The following is a 13,940-nucleotide window of genomic DNA, read 5'->3' as shown; positions in this document are numbered from 1 at the left end:
CCGACACCCTCACTCCTCCGTGCTCCTGCTCCGGTCCCAGGTCGCAGATCCTCGCCGCGTCGCCCCCTCTCGCGCATCCCCTGCGACAGGAGTCACAATCGGCGACCTCACCCCAGCCCACCCCGGGACTGCCCCAGCTCCGTGGCTCCGGGCCTCAGCCTGCGGGAGGTCGCTGATCTGCGCCGCGTCGCAGGCCCTCGGCAGGTTCCTCCGACGGGGGCGTGAATCTGCGACATCGAGCGGGGGTACGGAGCAGAGGGACTCGTGCTGCACAGGAGAGGGAGTGGGGGAGTTGTGCACAGAGGGTGGGAGGAGCTGACCGAGACAGGGAACGAGGGAGGGGTGGGGAGCAGCATCGAGGGCATGAACGGGATGAGGCGGGCGCGGCTGCTGCAGGCGATGCGCGAGGTCGACGGAGTCGCACGGGTCGAGCGGCTGCGGGACCGCGGGGTCAGTCGGTACGACCTCGAGATGGCGGTCGCGGAGCGGATGATCCGGCGGGTGCGGGTCGGGTGGGTGGCGCTGCCCGATGCCGATCCGCGTCGGGTGACCGCGGCCCAGCACGGTGTTCTGCTGACGTGCGTGACGCAGGCACGGCGGCTGGGCATCTGGGTGCATGACGAGAGACCGCGCCTTCACCTCGCGGCCAGTCCGGGCAGCCGGGGCGGGAAGCCGCAGGAGGCCCGCGTGCACTGGGCTCGGCCACTGGTCCCGCGACACCCCGATGCCCTGGAGGACCCGATCGAGAACGTGCTGAGCCTGGTGTCCACGTGCGAGCCGTACGAACAGGCGCTCGCGACCTGGGAGTCGGCATTGAACAAGGGACTCGTCGATCGAGAGAGGCTGCTGCGACTCCGCTGGGGACCGCGCGGGCGGCGGCTCCTGGCCGAGGCGCTGCCGTTCGCGGATGCGGGGCTCGAGACCTACCTGCGCGTGCGACTGCGCTGGCTCCGGCTGCCGCTGCGCTTCCAGACGTGGATCGCCGGGCACAGGGTGGACGCCCTGATCGGCGAGCGACTCGTGCTGCAGATCGACGGCGGCACGCACGTCGGAGTCCAGCGCGACCAGGACAACTGTCATGATGCGGAGCTGAAGCTGCGCGGCTACCACGTCATCCGTCTGGGCTATCACCAGGTGATGGACGAGTGGCCCGCGGTGCAGGACCTCCTCATGCGCGCCGTCGCCCAGGGACTGCATCGTGCTCGCACGGCGTGATGTCGCAGATTCCGCCCCGGGTCGCAGGGATGTCTCCAGATCCTGCGACGTCGAAGAGAATCCGCGGGAGGAGGAGCACGCGTACAATGGGCACACGAGCATCGATCCGGCCATCACCGGGGAGCTCTCGGAAGAACGGTCCGGCGACGGACTCAGTAGAACCGAGCGGGGCAGGCCCGTCATAGCCGCAGTGAGAGTGGTCCGTGGGTCTCTGAGCTTGGCGAGGGGACGCAGGGGCACGCGAGGTGGTACCGCGGTCCGCGAGGATCGTCCTCGCAGCAGCATCCGCCACGACGACCACTGCGAGAGACCATGACCTACCCGCGCTCCTCCTTCGGCCCCGCCGCCGACCCTTCGACCAGCTCAGGGACCCAGGGGTCTGTGGCGCCGAGCCCCCGCTTCCCGCAGATCGAGGAGGAGGTGCTCGACTTCTGGAAGACCGACGACACCTTCCGCGCCTCCATCGAGCAGCGCGAGGGTGCTCCCGAGTGGGTGTTCTACGACGGCCCTCCTTTCGCGAACGGTCTGCCGCACTACGGCCACCTGCTCACGGGCTACGCGAAGGACGTGTTCCCGCGCTTCCAGACGATGATCGGGCACAAGGTCGACCGCGTCTTCGGATGGGACACCCACGGGCTCCCCGCCGAGCTCGAGGCGATGAAGCAGCTCGGGATCACGGAGAAGAGCGAGATCGAGGAGATGGGGATCGACGTCTTCAACGAGAAGGCGCGCTCCTCGGTGCTGAAGTACACGCGGGAGTGGGAGGACTACGTCACCCGCCAGGCCCGGTGGGTGGACTTCGAGCGCGGCTACAAGACACTCGACCTGGGCTACATGGAGAGCGTGCTCTGGGCCTTCAAGACCTTGTACGACAAGGGGCTCGCCTACGAGGGCTACCGTGTGCTCCCGTACTGCTGGCGCGATGAGACGCCGTTGTCCGCCCACGAGCTGCGCATGGACGACGACGTCTACCAGATGCGACAGGACCCGTCGGTCACGGTCACCTTCCCGCTCACCGGCGCGAAGGCCGAGGCGCTCGGGCTCACCGGCGTGCGCGCCCTCGCCTGGACGACGACCCCCTGGACCCTGCCGACCAACCTCGCGCTCGCCGTGGGGCCGGACATCGAGTACGTCGTGCTGCCCGCCGGTCCCGCCGGCGCCTCCGACGTGCACCAGGGGCGCGCCGCTCCCTCGGCCGACCAGCTCGCGGTCGAGGCCTCCGCGCACCGCTACCTGCTCGCGAAGGATCTGCTCGGCGGGTACGCCAAGGACCTCGGTTACGAGAGCCCGGAGGACGCGCTCGCCGCGGTCGACGTCACGCTGCGCGGTGCAGAGTTGGCGGACGTCACCTACGACCGCCTGTTCGACTACTACGCGGACGAGGAGACCTACGGCACGGGGAACGCCTGGCGCATCCTCGTCGACGACTACGTCACCACCACCGACGGCACCGGCATCGTCCACCAGGCACCCGCCTACGGTGAGGACGACCAGCGCGTCGCCGGCGCCGCGGGCATCCCGACGATCCTGTCGCTCGACGACGGCGGGCGCTTCCTCCCGAACGTCACGGATGTCGCTGGCGAGCTGTGGATGGACGCGAACACCCCGCTCGTGCGGATCATCCGCGACAACGGTCGCCTGGTCCGGCTGCAGAGCTACGAGCACTCCTACCCGCACTGCTGGCGCTGCCGGAACCCCCTGATCTACAAGGCCGTGTCGAGCTGGTTCATCCGGGTCACCGACATCAAGGACGACCTCCTCGCGAACAACGAGCAGATCACCTGGGTGCCGGAGAACGTGAAGGAGGGGCAGTTCGGCAAGTGGCTCGAGGGCGCCCGCGACTGGTCGATCAGCCGCAACCGCTACTGGGGCTCGCCCATCCCGATCTGGAAGAGCGACGACCCGGAGTACCCGCGCGTCGACGCCTACGGCTCGCTGGAGGAGCTGGAGCGCGACTTCGGCACGCTGCCGCGCAACCCCGAGGGCGAGGTGGACCTGCACCGCCCCTACATCGACGACCTGACGAGGCCGAACCCCGACGACCCCACGGGCAAGAGCACGATGCGGCGCATCGGCGACGTCTTCGACGTGTGGTTCGACTCCGGCTCGATGCCCTACGCCCAGGTGCACTATCCGTTCGAGAACCAGGAGTGGTTCGACTCGCACTCCCCGGCCGACTTCATCGTGGAGTACATCGGCCAGACCCGCGGCTGGTTCTACGTCATGCACGTGCTCTCGACGGCGCTGTTCAACCGCCCGGCGTTCACGGGCGTCAGCTGCCACGGCATCGTGCTCGGCAGCGACGGCTACAAGATGTCGAAGTCGCTGCGGAACTACCCCGACGTGTCCGAGGTTCTGGACCGCGACGGGTCCGACGCGATGCGCTGGTTCCTGATGTCGAGCGCAGTGCTCCGTGGCGGCAACCTCATCGTCACCGAGGAGGGCATCCGGTCCGGCGTGCGGGAGTTCCTGCTGCCGCTGTGGAACTCGTGGTACTTCTTCGCGACGTATGCGAATGCTTCGACAGGCTCGGCACCCCAGGGAGGCGGGTACGAGGCGTCGTGGCGCACCGACTCGACCGACGTCCTCGACCGGTACATCCTCGCGCGGCTGGGCGACCTCGTCCGCGAGGTCCGGGCCGATCTGGAGGGTTTGGACTCGACCACCGCGTCCGCGCGGCTGCGCGACTTCGCCGAGGTGCTGACGAACTGGTACATCCGCCGTTCGCGCGACCGGTTCTGGGTGGGCGTGACGGACGACCCGAAGAGCCGCGAGGCGTTCGACACGCTCTACACGGTGCTGGAGACGCTATGCCGCGTGGCCGCGCCGCTCGTCCCGCTGATCAGCGAGCGCGTGTGGCAAGGTCTCACCGGCGGGCGCAGCGTGCACCTGCAGGACTGGCCGGATGCGGATCAGTTCCCCGCCGCCGACGAGATCCGTGACGCCATGGATGCCGTCCGTGAGCTGTCGAGCGTCGGCAACGCGCTGCGCAAGAAGGAGAAGCTGCGCGTGCGGCTGCCGCTCGCACGGCTCACGGTGGTCTCTCCGCTCGCGGGCGACCTCGGTCAGTTCGAGGACATCCTCCGCGAGGAGCTCAACGTGAAGACCGTCGAGCTCGTCCCGCTGACCGACGAGGCGGCGGGGGAGTACGGCATCAGCCACCGGCTGAGCGTGAACGCCCGCGCTGCGGGTCCGCGCCTCGGCAAGGACGTGCAGAAGGCCATCCAGGCCGCGCGCTCGGGTGACTGGTCCGAGACCGACGGCGTCGTGACCGCCGGCGGCATCGCGCTGGAGCCCGCCGAGTACGACCTCGTCCTCGAGACCACGGGTCGCCCCGAAGGGGAGGCCCTGGCCATCGTCCCGTCCGGCGGGTTCGTCCTGCTCGACACCGAGACGACGCCGGAGCTGGAGGCCGAGGGCATCGCCCGCGACGCCATCCGCGTCGTGCAGGAGGCGCGCAAGAACGCCGGGCTCGACGTCAGCGACCGGATCGTGCTGGCCCTCAACGCCGCTCCCGCGGAGGCGGCGGCGCTGGAGACCCATGCCGACCTCATCGCCGCCGAGACGCTCGCCGTGGCGTTCGCCGTGCAGCCGACCGATGACCTCGACCGGCTCGTCGACGAGGTCACCAGCCCCGGAGACGGCGTGCATCGGAGCGGGGCGAAGGCTCTCGGGGCGGGGAAGGCGCCGCTCCTCGTCACGATCGACACGAACCTGGAGAAGGTGGGCGCATGAGTGCGAGAGACCGGGCCGACGCCGTCTACGAGACGCTGCTGAGCCGTGCCGGGGAACGCTGGGTGCAGCCGCGCAAGGAGCGGACGGCGCGGATCCTCGAGTACCTCGACGATCCCCAGCGCACCTACCGCGTCATCCACATCACCGGCACCAACGGCAAGACGTCGACCGCGCGGATGATCGAGAGCCTGCTGCGCGCCCATGACCTGCGCACCGGGCTGTTCACGAGCCCGCACCTGGAGCGCTTCACGGAGCGCATCATGATCGACGGCGAGCCGATCTCCGATGAGGCCGTCGCCGACGCCTGGGACGAGATCGAGCCGTTCGTGGGGATCGTCGACGCCGAGCTCGAGGCGGCGGGGGAGGCCCCGCTGACGTTCTTCGAGCTGCTCACGGTCCTCGCCTTCGTCGCGGTCGCCGACGCGCCCGTCGACGTGCTCGTGCTCGAGGTCGGCATGGGCGGCGAGTGGGACTCCACGAACACCGCGGACGGCGACGTGGCGGTGTTCGCTCCGATCGACATCGACCACGCGGACCGCCTGGGACGCACGATCGCCGAGATCGCCCAGGTCAAGGCCGGCATTATCAAGGAGGGCGCCGCCGTCGTCTCCGCCCAGCAGCCCGCCGAGGCCGCCGAGGTGCTGCGCCGCGTGGCCGCGGAGCGCCATGCCACCATCGCCTTCGAAGGCGAGGACTTCGGGCTCGCGGAGCAGAAGCTCGCCGTCGGCGGTCAGCTCCTCACCATCCGGGGCCTTGCGGGGCAGTACGAGGAGGAGTACCTGCCGCTGTACGGCGCGCACCAGGGCCACAACGCCGCGCTGGCCGTCGCCGCCGTCGAGTCGCTCATCGGCGGCGCCGGCCAGGCGATCGCCGGCGGCGTGATCTCCGACGGACTCCAGGGCAGCACGTCTCCCGGCCGCCTGCAGCTCCTCGGCATCGCCCCCACCGTCATCGTCGACGCCGCGCACAACCCGCACGGAGCTGCGGCGCTCGCCCAGGCGCTGGACGACAGCTTCGACTTCGACGAGTGGGGCCTGGTGCTCGGCGTCCTCGCGGACAAGGACGCGGCGGGTATCGTCGCGCGGCTCGCGCCGGCCGCCGCGCACGTCTTCGCGACCGCGCCGGAGTCGGACCGCGCCAGCGATGCCGACCTCATCGCCGATCTCGTCGAACAGGCCGGACAGCGCGCCACCGTGCACCCGTCCCTCGCAGACGCCGCGGACGCGGCCCGGGAATGGGCGGCCTCGTCGGATCGTCGGGCCGTGGTCATCGCCGGCTCCGTTGTGCTCGCGGGCGAGGCGATCGCGCTCTCCGAGGAGGAGGACTGGAAGTCGGGGTGGCGCGCATGAGTGCCGCCGCCGCCCCGCGTCGACCGCGCGCCCCGCGCACCCTCGTGCAGAAGCTCGCGCCGGTGGTGCTCGGCTTCGAGGCGATCGTCGTCTTCCTCGTCGGCCTCACCATCTTCGGCCTGAAGGCTCTGCCGGCGGGCATCGAGCAGTGGTGGGGGATCGTGGGCGGTGCCGTCGTGGCCGTGGCCTGCGTCGTCATCGCGGGCATGATCACGAAGCCCTGGGCGATCCCCGCCGGGTGGATCGTGCAGATCGTGGTCGCGCTGTCGGCCATCGCCGTCCCAGCGGTGCTTCTCGTCGTCCTGATTTTCGGCGGCATGTGGGCATATGCGACCATCATGGGGGCCCGCCTGGACGCACGACGCCCCAGCGAGTCTCCGACCGCGCAGAATGCAGACACAGAGAGTGAATGACATGGCCACCGAAGAAACCCTCGTCCTCGTCAAGCCGGACGGTGTCGCCCGCGGCCTCACCGGAACGATCCTCGCCCGCATCGAGGCGAAGGGATACGCCCTCGTCGACATCCGCCTCGTCGAGCCCGACCGCGACCTGCTCGCCGCGCACTACGCCGAGCACGAGGGCAAGCCGTTCTACGAGCCCCTGCTCGAGTTCATGATGTCCGGCCCCTCGGTGGCGATCCGTCTCGCCGGCAACCGTGTCATCGAGGGCTTCCGCTCCCTCGCCGGCACGACCGACCCCACGACCGCCGCGCCCGGCACCATCCGTGGTGACTTCGGTCGCGACTGGGGGCTCCAGGTGCAGCAGAACCTCGTGCACGGCTCGGACAGCCCCGAGTCGGCCGCCCGCGAGCTGGGCATCTGGTTCGACTGACCCCGATCCTCACGACGAAGCCCGTCCGCCGGAATGGCGGACGGGCTTCGTCGTTCTCACGGAGAGATCAGAAGAGGATCTTCGCCATCTCGCCGAGGAAGTCGAGTCCCTGCAGCTGCGCGAGGAAAATGATGAGCGCGTACGCGATGACGGTCGCCAGCGGCACCCACGGCATGAGCTTCTCGGCGCGCGCACGGACCTTCGCGTTGCTCGTGAAGGTGCCGTTGCGGGCCAGATGGACCATCGTGGCGAAGAAGGTGGGGATCGTCACCGCCCAGGTGACCATGCACCAGGGGCAGAGCACGAAGAGGCTGTACAGGCTCTGCGCGATCAGCCAGCACACGAGGCCGAAGGCGAAGGTGATGCCCGCGCCGAACGCCGCCCAGAACCATCGCGGGAACCGTGCCCCGGCGAGGATCGCGACGCCGACGACGAGCGGCGCCATCCAGCCGGTGAGGCCGATGATCGGGTTGGGGAAGCCGAACACCGATCCCTGCCACGACTGCAGGTTGACGCTGCACTGGATGAACGGGCTGAGATCGCACCCGAGCGCTTCCTGCGGCTTCTCCAGCAGTGCGAACTTCTCGACGGTGAGCTGGAAAGCGGCGTACCAGCCGATGACGCTCGCGATGATCAACCACACGGCATAGACGACGGGGCGGGTGCGCTGCTCGCTCATGCTCAGGATTATCCCAGCGACGGCTATGGAAAGGGCGAGAACCGCCCGGAGAAAACGGGCGGTGAGCGACGGGATGCCGCGATCGGACCGATGTGGTGCGATAATGACCTGTGATGCGATGAACGGCGTTGCCGCGACACGCGTCGAGCAGACTTCGGGGCCCATGCCCCACGCGACCAGAGCCATGAGCCGGTCGCAGGCCGATTGAGTTCGCGGCACCCGCGGGTGCCGCATGAGATTTCACGGGACACGCAGTGGACCGTGCCAGGGAGCACGCCAGAGATGGCCGATGAGAACAATGACAACAACGCCCCCGCCCTCGACGCCCCGGCTGATGCCGCGGAGCCGCTGACGGCGCCCACCGAGGCCGCAGAGCTCGAGGCGGAGAGCGAGGCTCCCACGGCGCAGGCTCCGTCCGAGGACGTCCCTGCGGAGTCCGAGGCTCCTGCGGAGTCCGAGGCGCCGGCGGAGTCCGAGGCTCCTGCCGAGCCCGAGGCCCCTGCCGAGCCCGAGGCCCCTGCGGAGTCCGAGGCTTCCGCGGAGTCCGAAACTCCCGCGGAGTCCGAAACTCCTGCCGAGCCCGAGGTCCCTGCGCAGCCGGAGAAGCCCGCGCCGGTCACCGCCGTGTCGCTCGGACTGCTGCCCGAGGTCTTCGTGTCGCAGGTGTCGACCCAGCTGCACTTCTACGCACCGGAGATCGTCCCGCTTCCTGCACGCCCCGCTCGCGACGACCGTGCGCCGGAGCGCGACCAGGACGAGTCCGGGGGAGGCCGCCGGGGGCGTCGTCGTCGTGGCGGCTCCGAGGGCGACGACCAGCGCGACGAGCCGCGGCAGCGTCAGCGCGTCGTCGAGTACATCACCGAGCCGAAGGCGATCAAGGGCTCGACGCGCCTCGAGGCCAAGAAGCAGCGCCGTCGTGACGGCCGCGACGCCGGTCGCCGCCGTCCGGTCGTGACCGAGGCCGAGTTCCTCGCACGCCGGGAGTCCGTCGACCGCAAGATGGTCGTGCGCTCCAAGAACGGCCGCACGCAGATCGGCGTGCTGGAGGACGGCGTGCTCGTGGAGCACTACGTCGCCCGCAATCAGGACGCCTCGCTGATCGGCAACGTCTACCTCGGTCGCGTGCAGAACGTGCTTCCCAGCATGGAGGCCGCGTTCGTCGACATCGGTCGCGGCCGCAACGCCGTGCTCTACTCGGGCGAGGTCGACTGGGACGGCGTCGAGACCGGCAACCAGCCCCGTCGCATCGAACTGGCGCTGAAGCCGGGCGATCGCGTGCTCGTCCAGGTCACCAAGGACCCGGTGGGTCACAAGGGCGCCCGCCTCACGAGCCAGATCTCGCTGCCCGGCCGCTACCTCGTGTACGTGCCCGGCGGCTCGATGAATGGCATCAGCCGCAAGCTGCCCGACAACGAGCGCGCGCGACTCAAGCGCATCCTCAAGGAGGTGCTGCCGGAGTCGTCCGGCGTGATCGTCCGCACGGCGGCCGAGGGCGCCACCGAGGAGCAGCTGACCCGCGACGTGCAGCGCCTCACCTCGCAGTGGGAGCACATCCAGAAGCAGGTCGAGAGCCAGCAGGCCCCCGCGCTCCTGCACGCCGAGCCCGACCTGCTCGTGAAGATCGTCCGTGATGTCTTCAACGAGGATTTCACGAAGATGCTCATCCAGGGCGAGGAGTCGCAGCGCACGATCCGGGCGTACCTGGAGAGCGTCGCCCCCGACCTGCTCGAGCGCGTCGAGGCCTATGAGGACGACGTCGACCCCTTCGACGCGTTCCGCATCACCGAGCAGATCGAGAAGGCGCTGGACCGCAAGGTGTGGCTGCCCTCCGGCGGCTCGCTCGTGATCGACCGCACCGAGGCCATGACGGTCGTCGACGTCAACACCGGCAAGTTCGTCGGCTCGGGCGGGAACCTCGAGGAGACCGTCACCAAGAACAACCTCGAGGCCGCGGAGGAGATCGTCCGCCAGCTGCGTCTGCGGGACATCGGCGGCATCATCGTCGTCGACTTCATCGACATGGTGCTGGAGTCCAACCGCGACCTCGTGCTGCGTCGACTCATCGAGTGCCTGAGCCGCGACCGGACGAAGCACCAGGTCGCCGAGGTCACCTCGCTCGGTCTGGTGCAGATGACGCGCAAGAAGCTCGGCCTCGGCCTGCTGGAGACCTTCAGCGAGGCGTGCGAGGTGTGTGCGGGTCGCGGCGTGATCGTGCACCACGACCCGGTCGTGAAGCACCGCGCGAACGGCAACAACAACAACAACAACGGCGGCAACGGCAACGGCGGACGCCGCCAGCGCGGGAACGGCGGCAACGGCAATGGCAACGGCGGCGGAAACCACTCCGCCCCCGCCGCCCCGCCGGTGACCCACAGCATCACCGAGGGGGCCAAGTCGGCGCTCGCGCAGATCGCCGCGTCCACGATCGCGCCTGCCGGTGACGCGGTCGCCGAGGCTCCCGCCGCCGAGCCCGCACCGGCTCCCACGTCCGAGCGCCCGAAGAAGGCCCGGAAGAAGCGCGGGGACCGCAAGGGGCCGAAGACGCCGACCGAGGAGCTTCTCGACTCGGTCCTGGACGCGCTCCCGGAGCCGAAGGCGCCGGGTCAGGGTCGTGGACGGCGTCGGGTCACCACCGCCGCGCTCTCCGGCACGCCGGTGTCCGTGAGCTCGGAGGCGTCAGTGGCGCCGGTCGCGTCCGCGGACCCGGAGGCCTGACGCGATCAGGCGGGTGACCAGCTCCCTGCCGGAGACGTGCTGTGCACCGCCGGCGATGAGCCGGGGGACCGCGTCCTCAGGGACGTCGTAGTGATCAAGGTCGAAGGCCCGCGCCGGGATCCCGTGGCTGCGCGCGAACGCGTGCAGCTCGTCGAGGTTGTCGTCGCTGACCAGGTGCGCCCACAGGCGTCCGTGGGCGGGCCAGCGGGGGTCGTCGACGAGTACGGTCACTCCGTCAGCCTACGACCGGCCCCGTCACCCGGCTCACTTTGCGAGGTCGTCCGGCATCCGGTAAAGTAGTCCCTTGGTGCGCATGCCGCCTCGTCCTCGACGGCCGAAGCGGAGAGTCTTGCATTCGCGCCCGTCGTACCAGCGACGCATGCAAGCAACAGTCTTCCCGTGAGATTCTCGGAGCCGCGTGCTCCCCAACGAAACAGGTATGAAGTGGTTTACGCAGTAGTGCGCGCCGGTGGCCGGCAGGAGAAGGTCGAGGTCGGCACCATCGTTCAGCTCGACCGTGTTCAGGCTGCCCAGGGCGACAAGATCCAGCTGCCCGCCGTGCTGCTCGTCGACGGCTCCACGGTGACCACCGACGCCGACGCGCTGGCGAAGGTCACCGTCACGGCTGAGGTCGTCGGCAACCTCCGCGGCCCGAAGATCGTCATCCAGAAGTACAAGAACAAGACCGGCTACAAGAAGCGTCAGGGCCACCGCCAGGAGCTCACGCGCGTCAAGATCACCGGCATCAAGTAAGACCGAGGAGACCAGGACATGGCACACAAAAAGGGCGCAAGCTCCACCCGTAACGGTCGTGACTCCAACGCACAGCGCCTCGGCGTGAAGCGCTTCGGCGGTCAGCAGGTCCTCGCCGGCGAGATCATCGTCCGCCAGCGCGGCACCCACTTCCACCCCGGCGCCAACGTCGGCCGTGGTGGCGACGACACCCTGTTCGCTCTGGCCGCCGGTGCGGTCGAGTTCGGCGCGAAGGGCGGCCGCAAGGTCGTCAACATCGTCGCTGCTGCTGAGTGATCACAGCACCACGCTAAACATCCGGTTCGGGGCGGGCTTCGGCTCGCCCCGTCCGTGTATCTGCCGTCAGGCACCCTGAGCAACCGAAGGACTCGCACATGGTCACGTTCGTCGACACCGTCACTCTGCACCTGCGTGCAGGCAAGGGCGGCAACGGCTGCGTCTCCGTGCACCGGGAGAAGTTCAAGCCCCTCGGCGGTCCGGACGGCGGCAACGGCGGCGACGGCGGCGACATCGTGCTCGTCGCCGACACGCAGACCGGCACGCTGCTGTCGTACCACCACTCGCCGCACCGCTCGTCGGGCAACGGCGGACCGGGCATGGGCGACCACCGCTCCGGCTTCGACGGCGAGACCCTGGAGCTCCCCGTCCCGGTCGGCACCGTGGTCAAGAACCCGAACGGCGACGTCCTGATCGACATGATCGAGCCGGGCGAGCGCTTCGTCGTGGCCGCCGGCGGTCAGGGTGGACTGGGCAACGCGGCCCTGGCGACCCCCAAGCGCAAGGCTCCCGGGTTCGCTCTGCTCGGCACCCCGGGCTTCGAGGGCGATGTCGTGCTCGAGCTCAAGACCGTCGCCGACGTGGCGCTCGTGGGCTACCCGTCCGCGGGCAAGTCGAGCCTCATCGGCGCGATCTCGGCCGCACGGCCCAAGATCGCCGACTACCCCTTCACGACGCTGCACCCGAACCTCGGTGTCGTCCAGGTGGAGGACTTCCGCTACACCGTCGCCGATGTGCCCGGCCTCATCGAGGGCGCCAGCGAGGGACGCGGGCTCGGACTCGAGTTCCTGCGGCACGTGGAGCGCTGCTCCGCCCTGCTGCACGTGCTCGACTGCGCGACGCTGGAGCCGAACCGCGACCCGATCTCCGACCTCGACGTCATCCTCGCCGAACTGGCCGCGTACGAGGTGCCGGAGGGGCAGACGCCGCTGCTGGAGCGCCCGCAGTTCGTGGCGCTGAACAAGGTCGACGTGCCCGAGGCGCGTGACCTCGCCGACCTCGTGCGTCCTGACCTGGAAGCCCGTGGTTTCCGGGTGTTCGAGATCTCCACGGTCTCGCACGAGGGGCTGCGCCCCCTCACGCTCGCCCTCGGCGAGCTGGTCGAGCAGCACCGTAAGGAGACCGCGGTCGAGGCGCCGCGCGAGCGCGTCGTCATCCGGCCGAAGGGCTCCGTGAAGCCGTTCACGATCCGCGTCGAGGGCGGCACCTACGGCAACATCTACCGCATCCTCGGCGAGAAGCCGGTGCGCTGGGTGCAGCAGACCGACTTCCAGAACGAGGAGGCTGTGGGCTACCTCGCCGACCGTCTGGAGAAGCTGGGCGTCGAGGACGAGCTCTTCCGCCTCGGCGCCGTGCAGGGGTCGACGGTCGTCATCGGCGAAGGCGACAGCATCGTCTTCGACTGGGAGCCGACGATGAGCTCCGCCGCCGAGCTCATGACCGCGCCCCGCGGCACCGACCCGCGTCTGGCGCCGAACGCCCGCCGCACCACGTCCGAGCGGCGCGAGCAGTACTACGAGCGCATGGACGCCAAGGCGCAGGCGCGCGCCGAGCTGGAGGCCGAGCGCCTGGCCACCTACCGCGAGGACGAAGCGTGACCGCACGCACGCGCGCCGACCTCGCGACGGCGACGCGGATCGTCGTGAAGGTGGGCTCGTCGTCCATCAGCGGCGAGTCGTCCTGGCGCATCCCGGTGCTCGTCGAGGCGCTGGCCGCGGCGCATGCCCGCGGAGCAGAGGTCGTGCTCGTGTCGTCGGGAGCGATCGCCTCCGGCATCCCCTTCCTCCGCCTGGACGCGCGGCCCACCGACCTCGCCACGCAGCAGGCCGCGGCTGCGGTCGGCCAGAACATCCTCGTCTACCGGTATCAGGAGGCCCTGCGGCCCTTCGACATCGTCGCCGGTCAGGTGCTGCTCACCACCGGAGACCTCGAGAACCCGACGTCGCGGTCGAACGCGCGTCGCGCCATGGAGCGTCTGCTCGGGCTGCGCATCCTGCCGATCGTGAACGAGAACGACACCGTCGCGACACAGGAGATCCGCTTCGGCGACAACGACCGGCTCGGCGCTCTCGTCGCCCAGCTCATCGAGGCCGACGCGCTCATCCTCCTCAGCGACATCGAGTCGCTGTACACGCGCCCGCCGAGCGACCCCGGGGCGGAGCCCATCGACATCGTGGCCCCCGACGCCGATCTCTCCGGGCTGGAGTTCGGCGCCACCGTCGTCAACAGCGTCGGCACCGGGGGAGCGGCCACGAAGGTCTCCGCCGCCCGGCTGGCCGCGGCTTCCGGCATCGGCGTCCTGGTGACCAGCGCGGACCTCGTCGCCCAGGCGCTCGCGGGTGCCGACATCGGAACCTGGTTCGAGCCGGCCACCTCCTAGACTGGGC

12 protein-coding genes are annotated in these 13,940 nt (G+C 69.8%); 10 read left to right on the top strand and 2 right to left on the bottom strand.

What is annotated here, in order from left to right; all coding sequences use genetic code 11:
* Positions 1–342 precede the first annotated feature (342 nt).
* The 5 genes from CJ226_RS13900 to ndk all read left to right on the top strand — a co-directional run bounded on the left by CJ226_RS13900 (position 343) and on the right by ndk (position 7,130).
* Positions 343–1,215 (top strand): endonuclease domain-containing protein, encoded by an 873-nt coding sequence (locus CJ226_RS13900; protein ID WP_257996670.1) that lies wholly within the window; start codon positions 343–345, stop codon positions 1,213–1,215.
* Positions 1,216–1,527: 312 nt separating this feature from the next.
* Complete coding sequence (gene ileS, locus CJ226_RS13890) at positions 1,528–4,950, top strand: isoleucine--tRNA ligase (RefSeq protein WP_102209547.1); 3,423 nt, start codon at positions 1,528–1,530, stop codon at positions 4,948–4,950.
* Positions 4,947–6,299 (top strand): folylpolyglutamate synthase/dihydrofolate synthase family protein, encoded by a 1,353-nt coding sequence (locus CJ226_RS13885; protein WP_102209546.1) that lies wholly within the window; start codon positions 4,947–4,949, stop codon positions 6,297–6,299. The genes ileS and CJ226_RS13885 overlap by 4 nt, the downstream gene beginning before the upstream one ends.
* The gene (locus CJ226_RS13880; RefSeq protein WP_257996669.1) at positions 6,296–6,712 is read left to right on the top strand and encodes a DUF4233 domain-containing protein; all 417 of its coding nucleotides are present in this window, start codon (positions 6,296–6,298) and stop codon (positions 6,710–6,712) included. The genes CJ226_RS13885 and CJ226_RS13880 overlap by 4 nt, the downstream gene beginning before the upstream one ends.
* 1 nt (position 6,713) lies before the next feature.
* Complete coding sequence (ndk, locus tag CJ226_RS13875) at positions 6,714–7,130, top strand: nucleoside-diphosphate kinase (protein WP_025104977.1); 417 nt, start codon at positions 6,714–6,716, stop codon at positions 7,128–7,130.
* Positions 7,131–7,197: 67 nt separating this feature from the next.
* Here ndk and CJ226_RS13870 read toward each other — a convergent pair whose 3' ends face one another.
* On the bottom strand, positions 7,198–7,809 hold the full coding sequence (locus CJ226_RS13870; protein WP_025104976.1) for a vitamin K epoxide reductase family protein: 612 nt from the start codon (positions 7,807–7,809) through the stop codon (positions 7,198–7,200).
* A 282-nt stretch (positions 7,810–8,091) separates the two neighbouring features.
* On the opposite strand from CJ226_RS13870, the gene CJ226_RS13865 reads away from it, so the two are divergent.
* Positions 8,092–10,524: an Rne/Rng family ribonuclease gene (locus tag CJ226_RS13865; RefSeq protein WP_102209544.1), complete on the top strand. Its 2,433-nt coding sequence runs from the start codon at positions 8,092–8,094 to the stop codon at positions 10,522–10,524.
* Here CJ226_RS13865 and CJ226_RS13860 read toward each other — a convergent pair.
* Positions 10,486–10,755 carry a DUF4031 domain-containing protein gene (locus tag CJ226_RS13860; RefSeq protein ID WP_025104974.1) on the bottom strand — a complete coding sequence of 90 codons (270 nt, stop codon included), beginning with the start codon at positions 10,753–10,755 and terminating at the stop codon, positions 10,486–10,488. The two genes, CJ226_RS13865 and CJ226_RS13860, sit on opposite strands and share 39 nt — an antisense overlap.
* Before the next feature lie 213 nt (positions 10,756–10,968).
* Between CJ226_RS13860 and rplU the strand changes: the two genes are divergently transcribed.
* The 4 genes from rplU to proB all read left to right on the top strand — a co-directional run bounded on the left by rplU (position 10,969) and on the right by proB (position 13,933).
* Positions 10,969–11,277: a 50S ribosomal protein L21 gene (gene rplU / locus CJ226_RS13855; protein ID WP_025104973.1), complete on the top strand. Its 309-nt coding sequence runs from the start codon at positions 10,969–10,971 to the stop codon at positions 11,275–11,277.
* 18 nt (positions 11,278–11,295) lie between these two features.
* The gene (gene rpmA, locus CJ226_RS13850) at positions 11,296–11,553 is read left to right on the top strand and encodes a 50S ribosomal protein L27 (RefSeq protein WP_025104972.1); all 258 of its coding nucleotides are present in this window, start codon (positions 11,296–11,298) and stop codon (positions 11,551–11,553) included.
* A 98-nt stretch (positions 11,554–11,651) separates the two neighbouring features.
* Complete coding sequence (obgE, locus tag CJ226_RS13845) at positions 11,652–13,151, top strand: GTPase ObgE (RefSeq protein WP_025104971.1); 1,500 nt, start codon at positions 11,652–11,654, stop codon at positions 13,149–13,151.
* On the top strand, positions 13,148–13,933 hold the full coding sequence (gene proB / locus CJ226_RS13840; RefSeq protein ID WP_025104970.1) for a glutamate 5-kinase: 786 nt from the start codon (positions 13,148–13,150) through the stop codon (positions 13,931–13,933). The genes obgE and proB overlap by 4 nt, the downstream gene beginning before the upstream one ends.
* The last annotated feature ends 7 nt before the right edge of the window (positions 13,934–13,940 follow it).

The organism is Microbacterium sp. UMB0228 (assembly GCF_002871415.1).
Taxonomy (GTDB): domain Bacteria; phylum Actinomycetota; class Actinomycetes; order Actinomycetales; family Microbacteriaceae; genus Microbacterium.
This window is presented reverse-complemented; position numbering and strand designations above follow the sequence as displayed.